This is a genomic window from Chlorobaculum sp. 24CR (genome assembly GCF_004118635.1).
GTDB lineage: Bacteria > Bacteroidota > Chlorobiia > Chlorobiales > Chlorobiaceae > Chlorobaculum.
Map to the genome: position 1 here is coordinate 90,953 of NZ_SDGU01000009.1, position 25,906 is coordinate 116,858.

General features: G+C 57.9%; 25 protein-coding genes and 2 tRNA genes. 11 read left to right on the forward strand and 16 right to left on the reverse strand.

All coding sequences use genetic code 11. The annotated features are described in order from the left end of the window. Nucleotides 1-55 precede the first annotated feature (55 nt). From EST62_RS02125 to gatA, 4 genes are all read right to left on the reverse strand, one after another. A complete protein-coding gene (locus EST62_RS02125) occupies nt 56-307 on the reverse strand; it encodes a DUF2442 domain-containing protein (RefSeq protein ID WP_129050513.1) in 252 nt (83 codons plus the stop codon). A 5-nt stretch (nt 308-312) separates the two neighbouring features. Then, nucleotides 313-582, reverse strand: coding sequence for a DUF4160 domain-containing protein (locus EST62_RS02130; protein WP_129050449.1), 270 nt, complete (start codon nt 580-582; stop codon nt 313-315). A 182-nt stretch (nt 583-764) separates the two neighbouring features. Further along, nucleotides 765-1,667, reverse strand: coding sequence for a succinate--CoA ligase subunit alpha (sucD, locus tag EST62_RS02135; protein WP_129050450.1), 903 nt, complete (start codon nt 1,665-1,667; stop codon nt 765-767). 36 nt (nt 1,668-1,703) lie between these two features. Next, on the reverse strand, nt 1,704-3,149 hold the full coding sequence (gene gatA / locus EST62_RS02140; RefSeq protein ID WP_129050451.1) for an Asp-tRNA(Asn)/Glu-tRNA(Gln) amidotransferase subunit GatA: 1,446 nt from the start codon (nt 3,147-3,149) through the stop codon (nt 1,704-1,706). A gap of 255 nt (nt 3,150-3,404) precedes the next feature. Between gatA and EST62_RS02145 the strand changes: the two genes are divergently transcribed. Together EST62_RS02145 and bamA are read left to right on the forward strand one after the other, a co-directional pair. Then, nucleotides 3,405-4,196, forward strand: coding sequence for an isoprenyl transferase (locus EST62_RS02145; protein WP_129050452.1), 792 nt, complete (start codon nt 3,405-3,407; stop codon nt 4,194-4,196). 40 nt (nt 4,197-4,236) lie between these two features. Beyond that, entirely contained in the window at nt 4,237-6,735 is a 2,499-nt protein-coding gene (gene bamA / locus EST62_RS02150) for an outer membrane protein assembly factor BamA (protein WP_129050453.1), read from the forward strand. A gap of 99 nt (nt 6,736-6,834) precedes the next feature. Here bamA and EST62_RS02155 read toward each other — a convergent pair whose 3' ends face one another. The 7 genes from EST62_RS02155 to rpsT form a co-directional block, all read right to left on the reverse strand. Next, on the reverse strand, nt 6,835-7,449 hold the full coding sequence (locus tag EST62_RS02155; protein WP_129050454.1) for a bifunctional nuclease family protein: 615 nt from the start codon (nt 7,447-7,449) through the stop codon (nt 6,835-6,837). 239 nt (nt 7,450-7,688) lie between these two features. Then, a tRNA-Leu gene (locus EST62_RS02160) sits at nt 7,689-7,770 on the reverse strand. Nucleotides 7,771-7,808: 38 nt separating this feature from the next. Next, nucleotides 7,809-7,881: transfer RNA gene (locus EST62_RS02165), tRNA-Lys, on the reverse strand. Nucleotides 7,882-8,146: 265 nt separating this feature from the next. Next, nucleotides 8,147-9,436: a transcription termination factor Rho gene (rho, locus tag EST62_RS02170; RefSeq protein ID WP_129050455.1), complete on the reverse strand. Its 1,290-nt coding sequence runs from the start codon at nt 9,434-9,436 to the stop codon at nt 8,147-8,149. A gap of 289 nt (nt 9,437-9,725) precedes the next feature. After that, complete coding sequence (locus EST62_RS02175) at nt 9,726-11,021, reverse strand: folylpolyglutamate synthase/dihydrofolate synthase family protein (RefSeq protein WP_167599125.1); 1,296 nt, start codon at nt 11,019-11,021, stop codon at nt 9,726-9,728. Between the two features lie 7 nt (nt 11,022-11,028). Beyond that, the gene (gene ruvA / locus EST62_RS02180; RefSeq protein ID WP_129050456.1) at nt 11,029-11,634 is read right to left on the reverse strand and encodes a Holliday junction branch migration protein RuvA; all 606 of its coding nucleotides are present in this window, start codon (nt 11,632-11,634) and stop codon (nt 11,029-11,031) included. Nucleotides 11,635-11,759: 125 nt separating this feature from the next. After that, nucleotides 11,760-12,038, reverse strand: a complete 279-nt coding sequence (gene rpsT, locus EST62_RS02185) for a 30S ribosomal protein S20 (protein WP_129050457.1) — start codon at nt 12,036-12,038, stop codon at nt 11,760-11,762. A 208-nt stretch (nt 12,039-12,246) separates the two neighbouring features. On the opposite strand from rpsT, the gene glmM reads away from it, so the two are divergent. Together glmM and EST62_RS02195 are read left to right on the forward strand one after the other, a co-directional pair. Beyond that, complete coding sequence (glmM, locus tag EST62_RS02190) at nt 12,247-13,680, forward strand: phosphoglucosamine mutase (RefSeq protein WP_129050458.1); 1,434 nt, start codon at nt 12,247-12,249, stop codon at nt 13,678-13,680. 5 nt (nt 13,681-13,685) lie between these two features. Further along, nucleotides 13,686-15,515 carry an ABC transporter ATP-binding protein gene (locus EST62_RS02195; protein ID WP_129050459.1) on the forward strand — a complete coding sequence of 610 codons (1,830 nt, stop codon included), beginning with the start codon at nt 13,686-13,688 and terminating at the stop codon, nt 15,513-15,515. Between the two features lie 45 nt (nt 15,516-15,560). Here the strand turns inward: EST62_RS02195 and EST62_RS02200 are convergent, their stop codons facing one another. After that, nucleotides 15,561-16,829, reverse strand: coding sequence for an FtsX-like permease family protein (locus EST62_RS02200; RefSeq protein ID WP_129050460.1), 1,269 nt, complete (start codon nt 16,827-16,829; stop codon nt 15,561-15,563). 211 nt (nt 16,830-17,040) lie between these two features. On the opposite strand from EST62_RS02200, the gene fni reads away from it, so the two are divergent. From fni to EST62_RS02235, 7 genes are all read left to right on the forward strand, one after another. Then, on the forward strand, nt 17,041-18,114 hold the full coding sequence (fni, locus tag EST62_RS02205; protein WP_129050461.1) for a type 2 isopentenyl-diphosphate Delta-isomerase: 1,074 nt from the start codon (nt 17,041-17,043) through the stop codon (nt 18,112-18,114). A gap of 11 nt (nt 18,115-18,125) precedes the next feature. Next, the gene (locus EST62_RS02210) at nt 18,126-19,124 is read left to right on the forward strand and encodes a polyprenyl synthetase family protein (protein ID WP_129050462.1); all 999 of its coding nucleotides are present in this window, start codon (nt 18,126-18,128) and stop codon (nt 19,122-19,124) included. A gap of 59 nt (nt 19,125-19,183) precedes the next feature. Beyond that, nucleotides 19,184-20,326, forward strand: coding sequence for a DNA-processing protein DprA (dprA, locus tag EST62_RS02215; protein WP_129050463.1), 1,143 nt, complete (start codon nt 19,184-19,186; stop codon nt 20,324-20,326). A gap of 210 nt (nt 20,327-20,536) precedes the next feature. Then, nucleotides 20,537-21,013, forward strand: a complete 477-nt coding sequence (locus EST62_RS02220; RefSeq protein ID WP_245153399.1) for an OmpH family outer membrane protein — start codon at nt 20,537-20,539, stop codon at nt 21,011-21,013. A gap of 18 nt (nt 21,014-21,031) precedes the next feature. Continuing rightward, nucleotides 21,032-21,577 carry an LPS export ABC transporter periplasmic protein LptC gene (lptC, locus tag EST62_RS02225; protein ID WP_245153400.1) on the forward strand — a complete coding sequence of 182 codons (546 nt, stop codon included), beginning with the start codon at nt 21,032-21,034 and terminating at the stop codon, nt 21,575-21,577. A gap of 21 nt (nt 21,578-21,598) precedes the next feature. Further along, nucleotides 21,599-21,985: an aspartate 1-decarboxylase gene (gene panD, locus EST62_RS02230; protein WP_129050465.1), complete on the forward strand. Its 387-nt coding sequence runs from the start codon at nt 21,599-21,601 to the stop codon at nt 21,983-21,985. A 30-nt stretch (nt 21,986-22,015) separates the two neighbouring features. Continuing rightward, nucleotides 22,016-22,759: a sugar phosphate nucleotidyltransferase gene (locus tag EST62_RS02235; RefSeq protein WP_129050466.1), complete on the forward strand. Its 744-nt coding sequence runs from the start codon at nt 22,016-22,018 to the stop codon at nt 22,757-22,759. Nucleotides 22,760-22,906: 147 nt separating this feature from the next. Here the strand turns inward: EST62_RS02235 and EST62_RS02240 are convergent, their stop codons facing one another. The 4 genes from EST62_RS02240 to gmk form a co-directional block, all read right to left on the reverse strand. Further along, nucleotides 22,907-24,079, reverse strand: coding sequence for a 6-phosphofructokinase (locus EST62_RS02240; RefSeq protein WP_129050467.1), 1,173 nt, complete (start codon nt 24,077-24,079; stop codon nt 22,907-22,909). Nucleotides 24,080-24,475: 396 nt separating this feature from the next. Next, nucleotides 24,476-24,970 carry a VOC family protein gene (locus EST62_RS02245; protein ID WP_129050516.1) on the reverse strand — a complete coding sequence of 165 codons (495 nt, stop codon included), beginning with the start codon at nt 24,968-24,970 and terminating at the stop codon, nt 24,476-24,478. Continuing rightward, on the reverse strand, nt 24,951-25,304 hold the full coding sequence (locus EST62_RS02250; protein ID WP_129050468.1) for a hypothetical protein: 354 nt from the start codon (nt 25,302-25,304) through the stop codon (nt 24,951-24,953). Before EST62_RS02250 ends, EST62_RS02245 begins: the two co-directional genes overlap by 20 nt. Before the next feature lie 12 nt (nt 25,305-25,316). Beyond that, nucleotides 25,317-25,904 carry a guanylate kinase gene (gene gmk, locus EST62_RS02255; RefSeq protein ID WP_129050469.1) on the reverse strand — a complete coding sequence of 196 codons (588 nt, stop codon included), beginning with the start codon at nt 25,902-25,904 and terminating at the stop codon, nt 25,317-25,319. Nucleotides 25,905-25,906 lie beyond the last annotated feature (2 nt).

The window sequence follows — 25,906 nt, forward strand, 5'->3', positions numbered from 1 at the left end:
TACTTTGATCGCTTGCTGCTTTAGACTTTCTAAAAATTTTATTCTGCTTTTAACCTCAGGCGCTTTGTCTCGCTGACTTTACAGAATCAAGATACAACGTATCGGGACAAATATCCTGCTCGTTTGGCCATGCGACAGTACCGCCGATAACCGTCGCCCTTTTAAAGTAATCGACGTTTTTCAATTCCTGGAAAACACCAAAATCAAGCAGGTGCGTGCAATCGTATATCCCGACTTCGCCGTTACTGAATTCAAGATGGAGTTTGTATCCATCCAGTGGAGTCACTTTTTTCACTCTTGGATTCATAGCCATTACCTCAATGGATCGATTTTGTATGGTTGTTCTCCTGATACCGCCAGCTCCCAGTCTGCCACAAGTTCGTCTTGATGCAGCTCTATCCAAGCCTGCAGAAGCTTCATCTTTGATTTCGGAATGGCTCCATCAAGAATTTCTCCATCAGGAATCGAGACAATAACCTCTTCTGCCTGATACCTTACATGGATATGAGGCACATGATGCTGCCGGTTATCCTGAAAGTAGAGGTAAACGATCAAACCATAAAACATCGAAATTGATGGCATTGAAGTATCTCCGTTCAGGTTTTTCCGTTGCTGTCCTTTTTTCGAGTTCAGCAATGACCTCAATATAGCCACTCCGTCAGGAAATCACACAATTCCGGCGCTCCCAGGCCACCTAACGCAAAAAAGGCTGCTCCGGTTTTGCGTTCGGAGCAGCCTTTTAGTGAATCGTGTCAGTCCTGATCTCAGGCTCTGCCGAGGGCTTTGAGCATGGTGATGCCGAGGTCGGCAGGGTTTTCGACGACGTGGATGCCTGCGGCTTCCATCGCCTTGATCTTCTCATCGGCGGTGCCTTTGCCGCCCGAAACGATCGCGCCGGCGTGGCCCATGCGGCGGCCGGGAGGGGCAGTGCGTCCTGCGATGAAGCCGACGACCGGTTTCTTGAAGTACTTTTTGATGTACTCGGCAGCCTCCTCTTCGGCGGTGCCTCCGATTTCGCCGATCATAACAAGGCCTTCGGTGTCGTCATCCTTGGCGAACATTTTGATGGCGTCGAGGAAGCGGGTGCCGATGATCGGGTCGCCGCCGATGCCGATGCAGGTGGACTGGCCGAGGCCAACCTCGGTGAGCTGGTGCACCGCTTCGTAGGTCAGGGTGCCGCTGCGCGAGACGACGCCGATGGTGCCTTTTTTGTGGATGAAGCCGGGCATGATGCCGACTTTGGCTTCGCCGGGAGTGATGACGCCGGGGCAGTTCGGGCCGACCAAGACCGCGCCTTTTTCCTGCACGTAGCTGTAGGCTTTCATCATGTCGTTGACCGGAATGCCTTCGGTGATGCAGATGATGACCTTCAGCCCGGCGGCGGCGGCCTCCATGATGGCGTCGGCGGCGAATGGCGCGGGCACGAAGATCACCGTCGCGTTGGCTTCGGCCTTGTCCACGGCCTCCTGCACGGTGTCGAAGACCGGCACGGGACGGCAGAATTGATCTTTTTCGTTGCCGTTATAGAGAATACCGCCTTTGCCGGGAGTGACGCCAGCGACAACGTTGGTGCCGTACTCCAGAATCTGCGAGGTGTGAAAGGTTCCCTCGCCGCCGGTGATTCCCTGCACGACCAGACGAGTATCTTTATTGACCAGTACGCTCATAATCCCATAATCTTTTGAGGTGATGAAAAAAAGCCGTCAGTTCGACGGAACTGCCTGACACAAAGTCTGGAGATGGCGGGCGATGCCGAGCATCTTGCCCTCTTCGAAAAAGTTGCAGATCAGGTGAACGCCCACCGGCAGGCCGAGGCTGTCGAAGCCCACCGGTACGCTGATGGCGGGCATCCCGACGATGCTGGCCGGGACGGTGAAGACGTCGGCCAGGTACATTTCGAGCGGATTGTCCATCTTGTCGCCGATGCCGAAGGGCGGAAAGGGCGAGGTCGGCCCGAAGATCACATCGACCTTTTCGAACGCTTCGCGGTATTTGTCCTGGAACACCCGGCGCACCTGCTGCGCTTTTTTGTAGTAGGTGTCGTAGTAGCCCGCCGAAAGCACGTAGGTGCCGAGCATGATGCGGCGCTTGACCTCCGCGCCGAACCCCTCGGTGCGCGAGTTGACGTACATGCTGGTGAGGTCAGGCGAGTCGGGCGAGCGGTAGCCGTAGCGCGCGCCGTCGAACCGGGCGAGGTTCGAGGAGGCTTCGGCGGTCACGAGAATGTAATACGCCGCGATGGCGTAGTCGCTCTCCGGAAGGTCGATCTCGACCAGCTCCGCGCCCGCCTCTTCGAGCTTTTTCAGCCCCGCCTTGACCACTCCGGCCACGTCGGCGTTCAGACTCTCCGGGAAAAATGCGCGCGGTACGCCGATGCGCAACCCTTCGATAGAAACGTGATCCATCGTCGTATCGTACTCCGGCACGTCGTGGTGCGACGAGGTGGCGTCGTGCTCATCCTTTCCGGCGATGACGCCAAGCACGAGCGCCGCGTCGTCGCAGTTGGCGGCGAGCAGGCCGATCTGGTCGAACGAAGAGGCGAAAGCCACGAGGCCGTAACGCGAAATGCGGCCATAGGTTGGCTTGAGGCCGACGATGTTGCAGAAGCCCGCGGGCTGGCGAACCGAGCCGCCGGTGTCGGAACCGAGCGCCACCATGCAGAGGTCGCTGGCAACCGCCGCCGCCGAGCCGCCGGAGCTGCCGCCGGGTACGCGGGTTTTGTCGTAGGGATTGGGCACCGGGCCAATGGCGGAGTTCTCGTTTGAGCTGCCCATCGCGAACTCGTCCATATTGGTGCGACCCACGAAAACTGCATCTTCGACCTGCATCCGCCCGATGACCGTGGCGTCGTAAACGCTTTCGTAACCGGCGAGAATCTTCGAGGCGCAGGAGAGCGGCGCGCCCTTGATGGCGATGTTGTCCTTGATGGCGATCGGCATACCAAAGAGCACGCCGGGCGCTTCGCCGCGCGTGAGCTTGGCGTCAAGTTCACGCGCGCGAGCCATCGACTCTTCATGAAACACGGCGGTGAAAATATTGTCGTCACGGCTGGAGTCGATGCGCTGTAAATAATCTGAAATTACCTGCTCGCAGGTTAGCTCACGAGAGAGCAGTCTGGACCTGAGGTCCTGATATCCATGAAACTGCACGTTTGATTGGCTGGATTATAAAATTGAAGATCGTTCATCTGCATGTCGCGGCGGGACAACAACTCCTGCGGGTAGAGGGCGCTGCCGACCGGAAGAGTCCAGGGGGCTCCGCCGCCATGAAGTTTGTATAATAATAAATAACTGTCTATAATTCAATTTCATGGATATTGCTCGCATCACCGGCAGAGACCGCTCCCGCCGTAAAGCCGCAAGCTCCTGTGGTCAGTATCAACTCTTGGATTTTTCTACTCTTACATGCCCCAGTGGTTCAAATCAAAATCTGATCCTGAAGATATCCGCATCCAGGAAACACTGAAATCAACCGGTGGGCTTCCCCGGCACATCGGCATCATCATGGACGGAAACGGCCGATGGGCGCAACTCAAGGGAAAATCACGCATTGCGGGCCATGTGGCAGGCGTTGATTCGGTCAGAGACATCATCGAGGCGGCCTCGCAACTCGGCATCGAAAATCTGACCCTCTTCACCTTTTCAATCGAGAACTGGAAGAGACCGAGACCCGAAATTTCCGCCCTGATGAAGTTGCTCATCAAGGTGCTCAGAAAAGAAGCCGTGAAACTGCTCGAAAACAACGTGCGCTTGCAGGTTATCGGAGAGATGGAGATGATCCCCGATGACGTGCGCCAGACGCTTGACGAAACCATGGAGATGACCGGATCGAACCGTGGCATGGCGATGACCATCGCGCTGAGCTATAGCGGCAAGTGGGACATCACCCAGGCTTGTCGGCAGATCGCTTTTCAGGTGAAACAGGGCTCGCTCGATCCCGAAACCATCGATGAAAACCTGCTCGCTTCGTATCTTTCAACCGCATCGATGCCCGATCCCGATCTGCTTATACGAACCAGCGGTGAGTCACGCATCAGCAACTTCATGCTCTGGCAAAGCGCCTATTCCGAAATCTTTTTCAGCAAGACCCTTTGGCCCGATTTCCGCCGGAACGAGCTGTATGAAGCCATCCGGGAGTTTCAGAAACGTGAACGGCGGTTTGGCCAAACCAGCGAGCAACTGAAGACCAATGCATAGAATAACGCCGAACTGAACCACAGAATCAATCAGTCATTTCATGAAAACGACACCATTTCAACCAGACAGGCTATCAGCGCTCCTGATTGCCCTGGCCCTGATCAACTTCCCCTCCTCCGCCTCCGCAAAAGCGAAAGCAACGCCTCCGCCAGCCAGCGCGGTTTCGGCAGCCATGCCGCAAACGCGCACCATCACTGTGAAGGAAATAGGCTTCAGCGGCCTCCGGAGCGTCAAGGAGTCCGCGCTGCTCAAAAGCCTGCCCGTCAAGGCTGGCGACCGGATAACCGTGCCCGGCCAGGAGATTCCCGGCGTACTGCAATACCTCTGGAACCTGCAATATTTCAGCAATATCCAGATCGAACAGACCGATCTGGGCGATGGCAATGTCAGGCTCACCTTCGTGGTCACCGAGTTTCCCCTTCTCGAAAGCGTCGAGTTCCAGGGCAACCACAAGTTCAAAACCAAAGAGCTGCTGAAAACCGCCAATCTCAACCCCGGCAGGCGCATCACCACCCAGGAGCTGCTGAACGCCGAGAACAGGATCGAAAAGCAGTACGCCGCGAAAGGCTATCTGACGGCGGGCGCTGAGTACCGGCTCCAGAGTGTCGGCGATAACAAGGTCAAGGCGCTCTTCACCATTCAGGAAGGCTCAAAGGTGGTCATCGAAAAAATCCGGTTCCACGGCAACAGCGCCTTCAAGGAGGGCAAGCTGCGCGGCGTCTTCAAGGAGACCTCGCAGAACTCCTGGTGGCGAAAAATTTTCGGGCAGCCGAAACTCGACAAGGACAAGTTCGACGAAGACAAGGGCCTGCTGGTCGAATTCTATCGTGACAACGGCTACCGCGATGCCCGCATCGTCAAGGACACGATCACCTACACCGATGACAAAAAGGGGCTTATCCTCGATATTTACGTCGATGAGGGGCCGAAGTACCACATCAGGAACGTCTCCTGGAGCGGCAACACGAAAGATTTCGCCACGGCCCAGATACTCGACACCACCTTCGGCATCAAAAAGGGTGATCTGTACAGCGCGAAAAAGATCAACGAACGGCTGAATTTTTCACAGGATCATTCGGATGTCAGCTCGCTGTACCTCGACCGGGGCTACCTCTCGTTCAGGGCGCAGATCGAGGAACAGGTGGTGCAACCCAACCAGGTCGATCTGGTCATCACGCTCACCGAAGGCGAGCCGTACACGCTGAACATCATCAACATCAAGGGCAATACCAAAACGAAGGATCACGTCATCCGGCGGGAACTCTACACCGTTCCGGGCGACACATTCAGCCGTAAAAATGTCGTCAGGAGCATCAGGGAGCTCTCCATGCTCAACTATTTCGATCCGGAAACCCTGACGCCCGACATCCAGCCGAACGCGAAAAACGACACGGTCGATCTGACCTACAACGTCACCGAACGGCAGACCGACACGTTCAACGCCGCCATCGGCTACAGCGCATCGAGCGGCGGCACCGGCTCGCTCGGCCTGACCTTCAACAACTTCTCGTTCAGCGACCTCTTCAATCCGTCGGCATACAAGCCCCTGCCCCATGGCGACGGGCAGACGCTTGCCCTGCAATGGCAGTTCGGATCAAACAACTACCAGACCCTTTCGCTCTCAGCCAGCGACCCGTGGGCATTCGGCACCCATACCTCTTTGGGATTCACCGCCTTCAAAACCAAGCAGAGCTACGACCTGATCGATGACGGCGTAGATGAGACAACGAGAACAATTAACCAGTACGGCGCCAACATCACCATCGGCAGAAGGCTCACCTGGCCGGATGACTATTTCGCGATCAGTTGGCGCCTGGGCTACCTGCATACCAAAGGCGGCTTCGTCAGCTTCCTCGACGAGGCGGGCGCTCCCGAAGAGGCCGAAGAGTTCTCGATCACCCAGACGATCAGCCGCAACAGCATCGACAATCCGATCTATCCGCGGCATGGAAGCAAGAACGTCTTCACCGCTCAGTTGGCCGGCGGTGTGCTGCCCGGAACGATCAATTTCTACAAGCTGATCGGAACGACAAGCTGGTACTTCCCGGTATCGCGCGATTTGGTCGTCAACATCTCGGCCCAGCAGGGATACCTCGACACCTTCAGCGAAGACGACTACATCCCCTACACCAACTACTTCTACATGGGTGGCAGCGGCATGTCTTCCCTTCCGACCATTCCGCTCAGGGGCTATCCCGACCACAGCCTCGGTCAACGGTTCGTGGGTGAAACCGATCTTTACGGCGGCAGAATCTATTCGAAATTCACCACCGAACTTCGCTACCCGCTGACACTGAGCCCGTCGGCCAGCATCTATGCCCTGGTTTTTGCCGAGGCGGGCAACCTCTGGGCCGATGCCTCAACCTTCGATTTGACCGATCTGAAGAAATCAGCCGGTATCGGGCTGAGGCTCTACTTGCCCATCATCGGGCAAATTGGCATCGACTACGGTTACGGTTTCGACTCCGTTCCGTCTGAGCCGGACAAAGGCTCGCAGGGCTGGAACTTCACCTTCTCGTTCGGTCAGCCCAACAACTGACCGCTCTCTCTGTTCAGCAAACGAAAAAAGCCATGACTGCAACTGATTGAGTCATGGCTTTTTTTATGGTACTAAAACAGGTTAGCGACCGGAATTGTGTCACGCTTCGCCCTGGCCGCCCTCCCTGAGACGAGAAAGCTCATCCCGAATCCGCGCTGCCTCCTCGTAATCTTCACGGTTGATCGCCTCTTCGAGCTTCCGGTCGAGTTCCGCCGCGACCGATTCGCCCGTGGCGGGTTCCGGTGTTGCGCCCTGTTGTTCGACAGCCTCTTCGGCGGAAGCCTGCTCTTCATCCTCTTTCTGCCGCTCTTCGACAATGCCCGCCTCGTTCATGATCTCTTCCGAAACGTAAATCGGAGCGCTGAAACGCACCGCAATGGCGATGGCGTCACTCGGTCTGGCATCGATCTCGTGCACGATACCGTTCATCTCGCAGATCACTTTCGCGTAAAAGGTTTCGTTATGCAGCTCATCGATAAAGACTTCATTGACATGAAGATCGAAGACATCGGCAATCTGCTTGAACAGATCGTGAGTGAACGGACGGGGCGGCTTGATGTTTTCAAGCTTGAGCGCGATGGCCTGAGCCTCGAACCCGCCAATGATAATGGGCAATTTGCGCTTCCCCTCCACTTCGTAGAGAATCAGGGCATACGCGCCGTTGGTATGAGGACTTGTTGACAATCCGAGAATATCAACCTGTAGTTTGTTCATATATCGGGAACATTTATCGTTTCAGCGGGAGCGGATCGATCCCGTGAGTCACTAACAGAAAAGTACTGTTAAACATTTCTCGATCAAAGAGGGGCAACTCTATTTATTGCCGATGAGAACCTTGGGGACAAGGCGAATGCCGCGCATCAACCGGAGCATATCCCGGCAGCCAGGATCAATGTCGGCGCCGAATTTCAGGACAACGAAAAAAGCCGCGAAATGCGGCTTTTTTACTTATGTGCCCGAGAGGAGATTCGAACTCCTACACCTAACGGCGCCACCCCCTCAAGATGGTGTGTCTACCAATTCCACCACTCGGGCAAACTGTATCGTCATCCAGGAAACTGCATTGTTCCCAGTGAGAATAGAAGGACTCGAACCTTCGACCCACTGCTTAAAAGGCAGTTGCTCTACCAACTGAGCTATATTCTCAACCAAGATCCAGCCACGATACGGGCTTACTTGTTCTGGTACCTCAAACGCTTCTTGTGCCTGTTCTTACGGCGCATTTTCTTGCGTTTGTGTACGGCCATTTTATGGCGTTTTCTTTTTTTTCCGCAGGGCATGAATAGTAAATTCTTTCCTTTGTTTTAGAAGGCAAGTAATATAGGGCATCGACCCCATTTCACCAAACAAAAAAATACCAGAGAACAGTTTTTCCCCCGTGACAACTCCGGGCTTGATTTCATCGGTCGGCTTATCCGTTCATGTACTTGAAGAACTCTTTGTTGTCCTTGGTCTCGACGATCTTTTCGCGCATGAACTCCATGCACTCGATGGGGTTCTTGTCGCCCAGGTACTTGCGAAGCAGCCAGGTGCGCGACAGCTCCTCGCGGCTGAAAAGCAGCTCCTCCTTGCGGGTGCCGGAGCGGAGGATATCGATGGCCGGGAAAATTCTGCGCTCGGAAAGACGGCGGTCGAGCATGAGTTCCATGTTGCCGGTGCCCTTGAACTCTTCAAAGATCACGTCATCCATGCGCGAGCCGGTATCGACCAGCGCCGTGGCGATGATGGTGAGGCTCCCCCCCTCCTCGATGTTTCGGGCCGCGCCGAAGAAGCGCTTCGGCTTGGTGAGGGCGTTGGCGTCGATACCGCCGGAGAGAATCTTGCCGGAGTGAGGAATGATGGTGTTGTGCGCGCGCGCAAGGCGGGTGATCGAGTCGAGCAGAATCACCACATCGCGCCCCACCTCGACCAGTCGCTTGGCCTTTTCGAGCACCATGTCGGCCACCTGCACGTGGCGTTCCGGATCTTCGTCGAAAGTCGAGCTGACCACCTCGGCCTCCACGCTGCGAGCCATGTCGGTCACCTCCTCCGGACGCTCGTCGATGAGCAGCACGATCAGATAGACCTCCGGGTGGTTCTTGATGATGGCGTTGGCTATCATCTGGAGCAGAATGGTTTTACCGGTCTTCGGCTGCGCGACGATCAGTCCACGCTGACCCTTGCCGATAGGGGTGAAAATATCCATGATGCGCCCGGAGTATTCGTTCTGCCGGGTTTCGAGCTTGAGGCGCTGGGTCGGAAACAGCGGCGTCAGGTTCTCGAAGTAGGGGCGCTCGCGGGTCACTTCGGGATCCTTGCCATTGATGGTGTTGATCTTCAGCAGAGCGAAAAAGCGCTCCCCCTCTTTGGGCGCCCGAACCTGTCCCGAAACCGTGTCGCCCGTGCGCATATTGAAGCGCTTGATTTGGGAGGGAGAAACGTAGATGTCGTCGGGAGAGGAGAGGTAGTTGTAGTTCGATGAGCGGAGGAAACCGTATCCTTCGGGAATGACCTGCAACACGCCGGTATTGACCATCACCTGCCCGCTTTCCGGATCAGGATTTTTCAGGGACTGTGCTTCGATGATCTTGTAGATCAGCTCCTCCTTCCGAAAGCCGGCGGTAATCACGCCCAGCTCTTTGGCTATGGCATTGAGTTCATAAACCTTTTTCTTCTGGAGTGCATTGATGTCCAGACCTTTGGATACCGAATTGTTCGACATTGTTGATTGGTCAACGCTTAATGGTTAAGTATGCAGTAAAAGAACTGCCTCATGCGTAATCACTGAGGAGAAACAACGAGATCATCGTCGATCATCGCCGGATATGGTGAATGACACCTTCGATCCTGTAGGAAACGACATGAAAATGAGAAAAGAAGCCGTATGAGGTAAGATGGTATGTAATGAAACCGGTATTTACCAGAGAACCGCCAGCGGAAGGCTTCGGCCCTGACTGGAGAATCTCAGAGGTTATGATGAATATAAAATTTTTTATATAAAAACAGATTAATCATGCCTCTCCGGTTGAGCCGAACCGCTCCATCGCCGCCACCTCTCCGGCAAGATAGAACGAGCCGGTCACGAGGATCATGTCTTCGGGTTCGACGCGCTCGTCGAGAAATGCCAGCGCTTCGGCAACCGTCCGGCGCGAGCTGATGTGTTGCGCCCCCGCCTCCGCGCACAACCGCTCCAGCTCCGCCGCCGGAAGGCTCCGCTCCGTCGGCAGCTCCACGGCGACGATTTCGTCGGCGACTGGCGCGATCTGCCGGACGATTCCGACGGCATCCTTGTCGGCGGCGACGCCGATAATCAGGTAGAGAAACCGAAAATGGTCCCGTATCTCCAGCAGCGCCTGGACGGTTTTCCGCATCCCTTCCGGATTGTGCGAAACATCGAGCATCACTGCCGGTCTGTCCGCAATCCGTTCCAGCCGCGCCCGGTAGCCCGAAGCGCCAAGCTGCGCAAGCCCGTCGCCGATCTCTTCCCACGAAATGCCCTCCGAACGGGCAGCCATGACGGCAAGGCACACGTTCGGCGCATGAAACGAGCCGGTCAGCGAAGCCTGAATCTGCCGCGGCTCGGAGCCGTCGAGGGCGATCCGGAGTTCGAGCGCTCCCGGACGGACCTCCTCCACGGTGCACGCCGCCTCCCGCTCGAACTGGTGCAGCTCCGCGCCCGCCTTCCGTGCAGCCTGTTCTATCGCCTCGAACGCCTCTCCCGATTCGGGCACGGCAGTGAACACCCGCGACCCCGGCTTGATGATCGCCGCCTTCTCGGCAGCGATTTCCGGGATGCTCTCGCCAAGCCACTCAGTGTGATCCATGCCGATGCTGGGAATAATGACCACGTCGGATTGCACGACATTGGTCGCGTCGAGCCGTCCACCCATGCCGGTTTCGATCACCGAGGCATCGACCCCTTCATCCGAGAAAAAGGCGAAAGCCATCGCCGTGGTCGCCTCGAAAAAGGTCGCGCCGGTTTCGAGCACCGCCGCTTGCAGTTTCGTGCAGTATTCGGCGACCCGCTGCCTGCCGATCGGCTGGCCATCGATGCGAATCCGCTCCGTGAAATCGACCAGATGCGGCGAGGTGAACAGGCCGGTTTTGCGGCCCGACGCTTTGAAAATAGAGGCCACGCACGAAGCGACCGTGCCCTTGCCGTTGGTTCCGGCAATGTGCACGATCGTACCGAGCTTTCGCTCCGGATGGCCGAGCGCACCGAGCAACGCCTCGATGCGCTCGAGGCCTGGTTTGATACCGAAACGGTGAAGGGGGAAGAGAAAATCGATAGCTTGCTGGTAATCCACAGTAGCTTCAGGAGTTGTTGTGAATGGCGGTAAGCGCGGCCCTGACCAGCTCCTCGACCGACAGCGCGGGCGATGATTCCAGAACAGCACAGACCGCTTTCTGGGCGGTCTGCCTGGGAAAACCAAGGGTCATGAGCGCCGACAGGGCGTCCTCGTTCAACTGGATGGCGTGAGGCTCGCCCGCCGTTTTGCCGCTCGCCGCCGGCTGGATTTTGAGAATCTTGTCCCGGAGTTCGAGGATGATGCGGGCCGCGGTTTTCTTGCCCACGCCGGTGATGCCGTAGAGCGTTTCCGGACGGTTCGCGACGATCGCCTCCTGAACTTCACCCACGCTGAGGCCCGAAAGCACGGCCATCGCCAGCTTCGGCCCCACGCCACTGATGGTGAGCAACAGCCGGAAAAGCTGAAGCTCCCCCTCGTCGAGAAAACCGAAAAGCTGCTGGCCATCCTCGCGGACGTAATGGTGGGTGAAGAGACGCACCTGGCTCCCCTCCGGGGGCAATCGGCGGCTCGCGGCGGACGAGATGTGCAGCAGGTAGCCGATGCCGGATACCTCGACAACCGCCTCCTCGCGGGAGGCCGTTACCAGCTCACCTCTCAAAAATGCGAACATGATGAATGGGATGGACGATACCCGGCTTGCAATCAGAGAGCGCCGTCAAGGCGCCGGATACTGACCGGGTATGATCTGAATATGGAGCACTGCCCGCTCGCGGTACGCTTGCGGAAGCCAGATGCTCAGCCGGCAGTCGGCGTGTAGTTGTTGAGCGCCTTCGTCAACTGGGCTTTCTTGCGCGACGCCTTGTTGGCGTGAATGTAACGCTTGACGCCAAGTCTGTCGAGCTTCTGCACGGCTGCGCGGTATGCCGCCTCGACTTCGCTCTTCTGGGCGTTGGCATCGATCAGCTTCTGCATGTTCTTCAAAACGCCCTTGAGTTCTTTTTTACGGGCACGGTTCCGTTCATTCCTGCGCGCTGCCTGTCTGAGTCTTTTTTCGGCTGATTTGTGTAGAGGCATAACCTTGTGCTGTTATAATAACTTGTTAAGAATGTGCGGTTTCCGCAACAAAAGGCATGTAATATACAAACCAGCCTCGAAAATTAAAAAATATCGAAACAAAATATTGACAGAATCCATCCGGCCAGCCGTCGGGCTTCGGCTGTTTTTTCTGTATATTCCCGCAGCTAAACCGTATTTCCCTGTGAACACCCAACATTCCCTGCCAATGAGCTTGATGATTAGCGTCTCCGGCATCCGCGGCGTGGTCGGCAAGAGCCTCACCCCGGAAAACCTCACGGCCTTCACCATGGCGTTCGCCACCTGGATCAGGAGGCGAAAACAGTCGCTAAACCCCGGCTTGCAGTCCAAACCGAAAATCGTCATCGGCAGGGACAGCCGTCCGACCGGCGGCGTCATCACCGGGTTGGTCTCCAATGCCCTCTCGCTCTCTGGCTGCGATGTGGTGGACGTTGGCATGACCACCACCCCGACGGTCGAAATCGCCACCGCCGGTGAAGGTGCCGACGGCGGCCTGATCGTTACCGCTTCGCACAACCCCGTCGAGTGGAACGCCCTGAAGATGCTCAACGAAAAGGGCGAATTCCTCACCGCGTTGGACGTAGAGGAGCTGCTCGACATCGCCGACAAAAAAACGTTCGACTTCGCCCGCTGGGATGGCATCGGCTCGTTGACGGCAAACGGATCGTGGGACGCGGTGCATATCGGGCGCATCCTGAAGCTCTCCTGCCTCGACCTCAACCTCATCGCGAGCATGAACTTCCGCGTGCTGATCGACGCCGTCGAGGGCGCAGGTTCGTACATCGTGCCGGAGCTGTGCCGCAAGCTTGGCATTTCGGAGATCAAAACGCTCGCCTGCGAGGGCACGGGCATCTTTCCGCGCAACCCGGAGCCGGTCGAGCACAATCTCCGCCGGACGATGGAGATTGTCGCCCGCGAGAGCTGCGAGTTCGGCATCATCGTCGATCCCGACGTTGACCGTCTGGCGCTGGTGTGCCAGGACGGCACGCTCTTCGGCGAAGAATATACGCTGGTAGCCTGCGCCGATTTCTATCTCAAACACCACAAAGGGCCGGTGGTCAACAACCTCTCCAGCAGCCGCGCCCTGCGGGACATCGCCCGCAAGCACCAGGTGGAGTGCTTCAGCGCCAAGGTCGGCGAGGCCAACGTGACCGAGGTGATGAAAGAGCAAAACGCAGTCATCGGCGGCGAGGGCAACGGCGGCGTCATTCTGCCGGAGCTGCACTACGGGCGCGACGCGCTCGCGGGCATCGCGCTCTTCCTCCAGGCCTTCGCCGAATGGAAATCCGAGACAGGCGGTACGCTTTCGGGATTCCGCAAAACCTTCCCCGACTACTTCATGTCGAAAAAGAAGGTGGAGCTGGCCGCGCTGACCAAAGAGGCGCTCGGCAAAATTTTCGACACGGTGGCGGCAAACCATCCCGAAGCGGAGTGCAACCGGCTCGACGGTCTCAAGCTCGACTTCGAGAATGGCTGGGCGCACCTTCGCCCCTCGAACACCGAGCCGATTGTCCGTATTTACACCGAAGCCTCGACGCAAGAGGAGGCCGACGCCCTTGCCGCGAGCTTCATCGAAGAGATAGAAGCCGCCGCCAAATCGGCCACCGCGACCCGGAGCTGACCAATATGCGAATGGGAGCAGGCGCGGCATCGGGATTCCGTACGCAGCAGGACGAAACCCTTGGTAATCGTAAAAAGGGTTCGGTTGATCGCTACATCATCAAGCGGCTTCTCGGCTACATCAAGCCATTCAAGGTGCTGGTCGCGGGCGCGGTGGCGCTGACCGCCTTCGGAGCGATTCTGACGCCACTGCGTCCCTGGCTGACCCGCATCGCCATCGACGACCACATCGCCAAGGGAGACCACAAGGGCCTGGCCGTCATCAGTCTCGTGATGCTGCTCGTGATCGTGCTCGACGGCCTCAAGCAGTACGCCGCCACCTGGCTGACGCAGCTCATCGGCCAGAAAGCGGTTTACGCCATCCGCCTCGACATTTTCCGCCACTTGCAGCACCTGCCGATCCGCTACTTCGACCGCAACCCGGTGGGGCGCATCATCACCCGCACCACCAACGACGTCGAGGCGCTCAACGAAATGCTCTCCAGCGGCCTCATCACCATCATCGGCGACATTCTGCAACTGCTCTTCATCGTCGTCATGATGTTCCTGACCGATTGGCGACTGACGCTCGTCGTGCTGAGCATTCTGCCGGTCATGATCTACGCGACCATTTTTTTCAAGAACAGGGTGCGCCAGGCGTTCCTCGATGTCCGGACGAATCTGGCCCGCCTGAACTCCTTCTTTCAGGAGCACATCACCGGCATGAAAATCGTGCAACTCTTTTCGCGGGAAGAGGCCGAGTTCATGAAACACTCCGAAATCAACGCCGACCACCGCGACGCCAACATCAAAACGGTGCATTATTTTTCGATCTACTTCCCACTGATCGAGTTTCTCAGCTCTGCGGCGGCGGGTTTGGTGGTGTGGTTCAGCGCGACGAGGATCATGCAGGCCGATCTTTCGGTGGGCGTGGTGGTGTCGTTCGTGCAGTTCATCTGGCTCTTCTTCCGCCCGTTGCAGCACCTCTCCGACCGCTTCAACATCATGCAGACCGCCATCACCAGCTCCGACCGCATCTTCCGCCTGCTCGAAGAGCCGCTCGATCCGGAGCCGACGGAGAATGCCAGAACGATCACCGCGTTTCGGGATCGTATCGAATTCGACAAGGTGTGGTTCTCTTACGACGAAAATCACTGGGTGCTGCGCGACATTTCGCTGGAGATCAAGGCGGGCGAAACCGTAGCCATCGTCGGCGCAACCGGCAGCGGAAAAACCACGCTCATCAACATTCTGTCGCGGTTTTACCCCTACGCGAAGGGTTCGGTGACGATTGACGGTATCGAACTGAGCCGGATTCCCGGCCACGATTTGCGCAAGCTCGTGGGCGTGGTAATGCAGGATGTGGTGCTTTTCGCCGGTTCGATCCGCGAGAATCTCAGCTTCGGCGATCCCTCGATTTCGGACGAAACGATTCACGAGGCGGCGCGCATCGTCGGCGCGGATCGCTTCATCGAAAAGCTGCCGGGCGGCTACGACTACCGCATCCGCGAAAACGGTTCGGGACTCTCGGCAGGCCAGAAGCAGCTCCTCGCCTTCGTGCGGGCGCTACTCTACAACCCCGATATTCTCGTGCTCGACGAAGCCACCAGTTCGGTCGATACCGAGACCGAGTCGCTCATCGAACAGGCCACCGACCGGCTGATGAAGCACCGCACCTCGATCATCATCGCCCACCGGCTCTCGACCATCCAGCACGCCGACAAGATCGTGGTGCTGCACAAAGGCACCATCCGCGAAACCGGCACCCACCAGGAGCTCCTCGCCCAGCGGGGGCTGTACTACAAGCTGTACCTCTTGCAGCACCCGGAGCGCAGCAGGCTCGAAGGCGCAGCGTGAATTTTGGCAATAGGTCTTATAAGACCTATTGCTCCAACCCCTACGCTACACGTTGCTCTCCCGCAGCACCGTCACCGGCTCCAGCCTGGCGGCGCGGAGCGAGGGGATCGCGGCGGCGATGGTGCTGATGATGACCGTGACGACAATCACGAAGAAAAAGTACCAGGGGTTCCACGACATGCTGAAGCCGCTTTTGGTGAGCGGCCCCTGCGAGCTTTCGATCTGCAGGCTGGCCAGAAACCCGATCGAGCCGGTCGCCAGAAGGCCGCCGACGAGCGCTCCGCCGAGGCCGACCAGGAACCCCTCGAAGACGAACAGCCCCACCATCTGCGCCGACGAAAAGCCGAAGGACTTCATGATGGCGATGTCGCGGCTTTTTTCGAAAACCGTCGTCACCAGGATATTGGCCACGCCGAAGCCCGACACCACGCCGACAAAGCCCACGAGCGAAAGCACAATGGAGCCGATCCGCTTGAAGAGCACCAGCACGCTCTCATTCTCCTCCTGCCAGGTCAGGCAGCGGTAGCCGGTTATGCGCTCAAGCTCGTCGGCCAGTGGCGCGTCATCGAGCGGGTCGGCGACCTTCAGCGAAATGCCGGTGACTTTGTTAGGCGGCAAGCCCTCGATGATCTGGCCGAGCTTGAGCGAGGAGAGAATCGTGTTATCGACGGCGTTGATGCCGGTAAAAAAGATTCCGGCGACCTTGGTCTGGCGGCTGCGGCCGTCGGACGAAATGATGGTGATCTGGTCGTTCAGCTCCACGCCGAGATCGTTGGCGACGGAACGCCCGACCAAGAGGGCGTCGGGGGTTTTCCGGAACAGCACCAGATCGCCCGAAACGAGGCTGCGCCCGATGTGGCTGATGCGCTCTTCGCGGTCGATCTCCACTCCCCTGAGCAGCACCGGCTGGTTGCGGTTCCCCTTGACCGCCATGATCTGCGACTCGACGAAGGGCGAGGCGGCGGTAATCTTGCCGGAAAAGGCGGGCGAGGAGACAATTTCGAGAATTCGCCCGTAGTTGCGCACCTCCTCCGGTTCGTCCCTGCCGATATGATCGGCCACGAAAGCCGTTCCCGAACCGGCGGGCGCGTCGAACAGGTTGGTCGGCACCGGATCGATCTTTTCGCCCTTGATCCGGATGTGCGGCGCGGCGTCGATGATGGTTTCGGTGAAGGAATCGAGCAGCCCCCTGGTGAGCGAGATGGTGGTGATGAGCACCATCGTACTGACCGACACAGCGAGCATGGTGGTGAGCGTCTGGCGCTTGCGGCCGAGAATGTGCCTGACGGCTATATCGAACAGGGTTCTGAACATCCGGGGCAAGAGCGGCGGGAGCCTGATAAAAAGTTTGGTAAGTCAGCCATAAGTTATACTTTTAAGAGCATCTTGAAAAACCTGTTCCACGACCCGCGCGACGGGTTGAAACTGGCGAGCCGGAATTATCCGTGACGCTTTGTTCAAGCTGCTTTTTTAAGCCGACCTCCTCTGAAAAATCATACCGGATCGAGAAGCGTATTTTCCGACCATGCAAGAAGCAAGCGCCGCCATAACCGCTGAACGCAAACACAGCCACGTCGATATCTGTCTGAACCGCGAGGTCTGTTTCGACCTTCAAAATACCGGTCTCGGCGCGTGGAGATTCCAACACAACGCCATACCCGAAATCGACGCTTCGGCCATCAACCTCTCGACGGAGTTCCTCGGCAAGAAGATCGGCCTGCCGCTCATGATCTCCTCGATGACCGGCGGCTACGGCGACGCGCTCGCCCTGAACCGTACGCTCGCCGAAGCCGCCGAACGCTTCGGCATCCCGCTCGGCGTGGGCAGTATGCGCCAGGCGCTCGAAGGCTCATCGCATCGCGAGAGCTTTTCGGTTGTGCGCAAATCCGCGCCGACGGCGCCGATCTACGCCAACATCGGCGCGCCCGAAGTGGCCGCCGGACTGAGCCGCGACCAGCTCTCGACGCTCATCGACCTCATCGAAGCCGACGCTCTGATCGTGCATCTCAACCCGGCCCAAGAGCTGTTCCAGCCGGAGGGCGACACCAACTTCAGCGGATTTCTCGACAAGCTCAGCGACATTACCGCCACCATCGGCGTACCGGTGATCGCCAAGGAGGTGGGCTGCGGCATCTCGCCGAGCGCCGCGCGGAAACTCGCCGACGCGGGCGTCCGGGCCATCGACGTGGCCGGCGCGGGCGGCATCAGTTGGCAGAAGGTCGAGGAGCACCGCTATATCGAACGCTTCAGCAATGAAGAGCGCTTCAGCCCCTCGGCGCTCGACGAGCTGCTCAACTGGGGCATCCCGACCTCGGAGTGCCTGACCGGTATCGCGGCGCTGAAGCAGCAAAACCCGGAGTACGGCGCACTCAGCGTCATCTCGTCGGGCGGCATCGGCAACGGCCTCGATGTCGCCAAGTCGATCGCGCTCGGCGCAAACATCGCCGCATCGGCGAGGCGCATGCTCATCGCACTCCACGCCGGAACGCTCGATGAAACCATCCGCGCCTGGGCAAACGACCTCAAGGCGGCGATGTTCCTGACCGGATCGGCCAGTATCGAAGAACTCAAACAAGCACCTATCAATCACAAACCCTGAGTACCGGAGCCATGACTTTACAGATAACCCAGGAGCAGGTTGAATCCAAGTACCGTCAATACCACGCACGAATCAACGAGGCTCTTGCCCGGTGCTTCCAGAAGGAGAGTCCCGCCACGCTCTACGGCCCGGCTCGCTACATTCTCGAAGGCAAGGGCAAGCGAATCCGCCCGTTCCTGACGCTGCTCGCCTCCGAAGCGCTCAGCGGCTCTTCCGAAAACGCGCTTGGCGTGGCCCTCGGCATCGAGGTGTTGCACAACTTCACGCTGATGCACGACGACATCATGGATGCCGCCGACCTGCGGCATGGGCGCCCAACCGTGCACAAGCAGTGGAATGTCAACTCCGCGATCCTTTCGGGCGACATGATGATCGCCTACGCCTACGAACTGGCGCTCAAGGCGCTCACCGCTCGCCACGCCGAGATGATCCACATCTTCAACGACGCTAACATCACCATCTGCGAAGGGCAGGCGCTCGACATGGAGCTGGAGCAGCGCAAGGAGGCCTCCATCGGCGATTACCTCGACATGATCTCCAAAAAAACCGGACGGCTCATCTCGGCGGCGCTCGAAGCGGGCGGCGTGGCTGGCAACGGCACTCCGGAACAGATCGTGGCGCTCGTCACCTTCGGCGAAAAGATCGGACGCGCCTTCCAGATCCAGGACGACTACCTCGACATCATGGCCGGTGACGGCAAGTCGGGCAAGGTGCCGGGCGGCGACGTCATCAACGCCAAGAAGACCTGGCTCTTGCTTCGCTCGCTCGAACTTGCCGAGGGCCGTGACCGCGAACTGCTGCAATCGATCATCGACAACAACGGCACCTCGCCGGAGAACGTCCCGGCAGTCAAGGCGATCTACGAGCGCTGCGGCGTACTCGACGAGACCAGGGCGAAGATCAACGAGGATACCGAAGCGGCCTTCGCCGCGCTCGACCTTCTGCCGCTGGAGGAGGGACGCGGCTATCTGAGAGGCTTCGCCAACATTCTCATGAAGCGCGATTTCTGAAGCTTTTCCGGGGGGAAACCCCTCCCCCCGATTCCTCTTCAACTCCCCTGCTCCCGATCATGACAACGACCCCTGGGCAAAGCGTGACGCTTTTGCTGCTTACCCTTTCACAACTGCCGGGCATCGGCCCGGCGAGGGCGCGCGCCCTTATCAACCGGTTCGGCCCCGGTCCCGCGCTCTTCGACGCGAACTACGAGGCGCTGCGCCAGATTCCCGGCATCGGCGAAACCATCGCCCGCGAAACCGCCGACCGGCTTGCCAGCCCGGCGTGGCGACAGAAGGCGCACCGGGCCGCCGAAGAGCAGCTCGCGCGGGCGGATCGACTCGGAGCCACGGTCGTGACGATTCTCGACCCCGCTTATCCGGCGCATCTGAAGGAGATTTACGATCCGCCGCTTTTGCTCTTCGTGCGCGGCAATACCGAAGCGCTCTCGCTGCCCTCGCTCGCCGTCGTCGGCACGCGCAAGGCCACGGCCTACGGCAAGCAGGCCACCGAATTCATCTGCCGCGAAATGGCGGGCAACGGTTACGCGATTTTCAGTGGTCTGGCCTACGGCATCGACATGATGGCGCACCGCGCGGCGGTCGAGAGCGATGGCGTGACGGTCGCCGTGCTCGGCTGCGGCATCGACCGCATCTACACCGACCCCGCCGGACGGCTCTGGCCGCGAATCCTCGAACGCGGCGCGATCGTCTCGGAGGAGTGGATCGGCGTCAAGCCAGAACCGGGCAACTTCCCGCGCAGGAACCGCCTGATCTCCGGGCTGACGCAGGGTACGCTGATCGTCGAATCCGACATCAAGGGCGGCTCGATGATTACCGCCGCCTGCGCCCTCGAACAGAACCGCGAGGTGTTCGCCGTGCCGGGCAGCATCTTCTCCGCCGCCTCGCGCGGCGCAAACTACCTCATCCAGCAGAACCAGGCCAAGCCGGTGCACAGCGCAGAAGACATCATCGCCGAACTCGACCCGGCCCGGAACCCCGCGCTGAACCGGCAGCCGGAAGCCGCCGAGGTGCTCGACCTCAACATCGAGGAGTCGTGCATCGTCGAAGCGCTCCAGCAGGGCGCGATGCACATCGACCTCGTCGCCGAAAAAACCGGCCTGACGATCGAGGCCCTTCTGGTGCATCTTTTCGAGCTGGAACTGAAACGGATCATCGAACAGGAACCCTGTCAGATATTCAGGAAACGCACACATTGAAGCGCATGAACCCAAACCTCCATATCGTCTGCTCGCTCCGGCTCAATTTTCTTTTCTGAAATAGCATTTTCAAAACGGAATTATTACTTTTCGGAGTATCGATTCGATGATAAGACAAAGAACCGTACACGTTGTATCATGAAAAACCAAAACACTCCGATAATGTCAGACTTCAAAGGAATTAAAAAATCAGCTTCATTGCTTTTGTTCATGTCGCTCCTCCTCGGCATGAGCTTCTCGGCTTCGAAAGCATTCGCTGACAGCTCGCAAAAAATTGGCGTGGTCGATTACGGCAGGATTTTCCAGATGATGCCCGAAACCAAAGCCGCCGACCAATCTCTCCAGACCATGAAAAGCCAGAGCAGCGCGGAACTTGCCAAGCTCCAGAGCGCCTTCCAGAATGCGGTTCAGGCTTATCAGAAGGGAGGCAAGCCCAATGCCGCCAAAGAGAAAGAGCTTCGCGCCCAGCAGGAGAACCTGCAGAAAACCGCCATGGAAAAACAGAGTCTGCTGGCGCAGAAAGAGCAGGCGCTCATCGCCCCTATCCGCCAGAAAATCGACACCGCCGTGGCAATGATCGCCAAAAAAGACGGATTCAGCATGATTTTTGACAAGAGCGCCCGCGTGTATGGCGATGACCAGTCAGACATCACCTACAAGGTGCTCGACCAACTGAAAATCAAGTAACCCTCTTCTGGAAGCCTCTTGAATTCTCGCCGGACAACCTTTTTCTTTCTGGCAATATCGTTCAGCGCCGTCGGCTGTAGCGCTCCCAAAGTGGAGCCTCGCGCGCCGACGGTGGCCGTTTCTGCGGCTGACATGCCTGCCCAGGAGAGCTGGAACGTCACCCTCATGGTTTCAAGCGACGGTAAAACCAAAACGATAGTCAGCGCCCACCATGCCGCGGAGTACCGCCAGGGGGAGAAGCAGGAAATCCGTCTCGATGGCGGAGTCAGTGTGCAACTCATCAACAGTGACGGCGCTGCAACCCTCATGACGGCAGGCCGTGGCATCGTGCATGACAATCAGGATATCGAAGCATTCGACAACGTCGTCATCCGTTCGGCTGACAACACGGTCATTCGCACCGAATATATCAACCGTTCCAGCCAGGAACGCATGATACGCTCCGACAAATATGTCACCATCACCAGCCCCACGCGCACCATCCGGGGGTACGGCTTTGAAAGCGACGACGCCATGAAACGGTACAAGATTTTTCATGCCAGCGGTGAATCCTTTTCTAAATAACTCGACTCTGTTTGTACCGGTATGAAATTACACATGCTCAAATCCAAGATCCACAACGCCATTGTCACCAGTGGAGACCTGGAATATGAAGGAAGCATCACCATCGACAAGGAGCTGCTCGAGATGGCCGACATGATCGCCAACGAGAAGGTACTGGTGGTCAACAACAACAACGGTGAACGATTCGAGACCTACATCATCGAGGGGACCCAGGGTCTGCGCGAAATTCAGCTTAACGGCGCAGCAGCCCGTTGCGCGCTGCCCGGCGACGAAATCATCATCATGGCTTTCGCCGAAATGGAGCCGGAAGAGGCTCGCAACTGGAAGCCGATGATCGTCATCGTTGACCGGATGAACAACCCCAAACGCCGCCACCGGGTAGGTTCTGAAAACGAATATCTCGGCTGAAACTCCTTTAACCCCTTACAAAACAGCGTTATGAGCCTTGCAATCGTCATCATGGCCGCCGGTAAAGGCACCCGAATGAAATCGGATCTTCCGAAGGTACTGCACGAAGCGAACGGCAAGCCGCTGGTAGCATATGTCATCGAAAAATCGCAGGCGCTCGATCCCGCCAAAATCGTGCTCATCGTCGGCCATCAGGCCGGGCTGGTTCGGCAGGCAACCACCAGCTTCCCGGTCGATTACGCCCTGCAGGAGCCACAGCTCGGCACGGGCCACGCCGTCATGCAGGCAGAACCGTTTCTGAAGGATTTCGAGGGTGAGGTGGTCATCCTGTCGGGAGACGCGCCGCTCTTCACAGCCCGCACGCTCAGGGAGCTGATCGACTTCCACCGTTCGCGGCAGGCGGTCGCCACGGTGCTGACCGCAGAGATGGACGACCCGACAGGATACGGAAGAGTCATCAGAAACGGCGGCGGCGAGGAGGTGCTGAAAATCGTCGAGCAGAAGGACGCCACCGAAGAGGAGAAAACGGTAAGCGAAATCAACTCTGGCGTGTACGTCATCAACGCTGCCGAGCTTTTTTCCGCCCTGAACGGCATCACCGACGACAATGCGCAAAAAGAGTACTACCTCACCGACGTCTTCGGCATCTGCTTCGGTAAAGGCAAAAAGGTGTGCGCCTTCAAGGTAGCCGACCCCAACGAAATCCGAGGCATAAACACCCCCGAACAGCTCCGGGAAGCCGAACTGCTGCTCCAGGGCGAGAAGTATTTGTAAGCAGCGGACTAAGTGGACGAGGTGGACTGAGTGGACAAGCTCCAGAAAGACATTCTCCCCTCTTCACCTATAGGACTTGTAAAACCTATACGACCTATTGCACACAACCCCCGCAGAACCTCCCGGCTTCCAAACCACCTCCCAGCTTCAGTACAAGAACATCGGCTTGCCCATGACGCTTCTCATCTTCGGGCGGTAGCTGCGCATATCGTAAAGTTCACCGATATCGACCTGTTTGGTGTTGGCTGAAACCTCGGCGAGCGGCAGACAGGTGTATATCCCCTTCTGCAGCGCCACCATGACGCCGAAAGTCCCCTCCGCGATCAGTTCGACGGCGAGCTGCGCGAAGTTAAACCCAACCATCAGGTCAAGCGCGTCGGGAATACCCGAACGCATCAGGTAACCGAGCGGCTGGCAGATCACCTCCTGGCCGGTCAGCATCGAGATGGTTTCGCGGGTCAACTGGCCGATACCGGCAGGCTCATGGCCATCCTCGTCGTAGCGCCGACCGCAATATTCGATCATCTTGCTGCCGATCATCCGCGCCCCTTCGCTGATGGCGATCATGGCATAACGGCTCGGATTGGCATCCTTGTCCTGAATCACGAACTCGGCAAGGGTTTCGGGGTCAAAGGGCGCTTCGGGAATGAGCGCGCGATCAACGCCCGCCAGGTAGGCGCTGACCAGGCAGGTCTCGCCGGTGCTGCGTCCGAACAGCTCGACAATGGTGATGCGCTCGTGCGAGCCGGAGCTGGTGCGGAGCTGATGAATGTACTGGACGCTCCGGGTGACAGCGGTGCCGAAACCGATGCAGTAGTCCGATCCATAAACATCGTTGTCCATCGTTTTCGGTACGCCGATCGCCTTGACCCCTTTGCGGGAAAGATGCTCGGCGTAACCGATCGTATCGTCACCGCCAATGACGATAATGACATCGAGATCAAGCGCTTCGATACTCCGGAGCACGTGATCGGTCAAATCGAAGTTGCCTGAGTGATGCAGGCCAGAGCGCAACAGATGCGGCGAGTTGCGGAGGAAGGCGGGAATCTCTTTCTTCTTGAGGTTGCCGGGGTTGAGCCGACTGGTATGGAGCAGGGTTCCGCCGGTGCGGTCGATTCTGCGCACAAGCTCGGAATCGAGATCGGCGATATGCTCCGTGCGGGAAGCCGGATCATCGGGATCGAAAGCCAAGAGGCCGTTCCAGCCCCGGCGGATTCCAGTCACCCGGTACCCCTTCTCGGCGCTGATCGTCACGATAGTCTTGATGCATGCGTTGATACCGGGAGCGTCGCCACCGCCGGTCAAAACACCGATGTGCATGGCAGTTTAAGGTCTTGAGTGAAACCATCCTGCACCATCGAAATCCAAATCGAACTCCTTACCGCAATCGAACTCCGATGAAAACAACAAAGCCAAACACCCTGTTGTTGTACTTCAGCATAAATTTCCAGCTTTACTTCAGCAGGCAAAAATCGCAATCGCCGCCGCCGGAAAAAGTTGGGCTAAAGGCCAGGGTTATCCTTTCTTATCAATAAACCCCGGACTGAAGTCCGAAGCAAGTCGTTGAGCGTGATCATCGCCGAAGTAAAAATCGGTCAAGAACAGGCAAGCTGTTCCATCAGAAAATCGATTTCGATCTGAACCATGCACCCGACAGTGTTCTTGACTGTCACCTGAGCGTCAGGAGCGATCCGACAACTCAGGGCTGTCATGGCACTACTTCCGCGAGCGCCTCGTCTTTTTGACCTCGCCGCCAGCGGCAAGCTCTCGGCGGGATTCCGAGGCGATATCGCCGGCCGTGCGGGTATCGATCTTTTCAGTCGGCGACTGCAAACCGGTAGCACTCATGGAGTAAAATTCGATCAGGTTGCCGTCCGGATCCATCACGAAAAAAGCGCGGCCCTCGCGGCGATGCGCGGGCCGGGTGACAAGATGCGCACCCCGGTCGTCGAGATAAACCGCGGCCTGGTCAACCTCGGCGTCCGAGGCCAGCCTGAATCCGAAGTGATCGACACGAATGTCGCGTGCGTCGGCTGTACCCGGCGTCTCGGCCTTGACCAGCACGAGCATATCGGAATTGAGCCGGAGGTAGGAGATGTTGGCTCCGGCGCGGTGATCGACCCGGAAACCGAGAATACCGGCATAAAACTCTTCGGACAACCGCACATCGTTGACCCGAAGCGTGATCTGGTTAATCCCCGTCAGATTCATCTTCATCCTCACTCTCCGCTACTTTCGTTTCGGTACTCTTTTCGAGAACATAATCGTACTCATGATCGAAATACTGCTCCACGGCCTGCTGGGAGGGTTTTTCGCGGCACTCGAACTCCACGCTGATGGCGATCTGTTCGGGAAACACCTTTTCCGATTCGGACTCCGAAGCGGGGTTCCGGATCATCTCCTTGTACGGAAGCAGGCGCTCTTCGAGTTCGGAGCGCTCCTCTTCGTGAATCTCCCTTGCTTTCTTCGAAATGGCTACAACGGTTTCGTAGAGATTTTCATGCGTACTTCTCAGCTTGTTCAAATCAACTGGTTTGACCGACATGGCAATAGTGCGTTATGATTGTGGAAGAAACTCGGCGATCCGCGTGGCGACCGCATTGACGGTGCGCCCAAGATCGTCGTTGACCACGACAAAATCAAATTCTCCGGCATGGGACAGCTCCATCTCCGCCCGTTCGAGCCGCGTTTTGAGCGCCTCGGCGCTCTCGCTCTGGCGCGCCTGCAAGCGGCGGGCAAGCTCCTCCATGCTCGGGGGTTTAAGAAAAACGAGCAGCGCCCGTTCTCCGAAAATTCTTTTGAGGTTCAGCGCCCCTTTCACATCGAGATCGAAAAGCAGATTGCGGCCCGCCTCGATCGCCTCGATGGTCTTGTCGAGCAGCGTTCCGTAGAAGTTACCGAAAAAGAATTCATGTTCGATAAAGCCGTTTTCGGCGATCTTTTTCTCGAACTCCTCGCGGGCGAGGAAGTGGTAATCGACGCCGTCACGCTCGCCGTCGCGCATCTGGCGCGTCGTGGCTGAGACCGAAAATTCGAGCGATCCGAGACGCTCCATCACGAGTTTGGCGACCGTCGATTTTCCGGTGCCCGACGGGGCCGAAAAGACGATCAGCCGACCTTGGCCAGAAACCTGTTCCGCGCTCATAG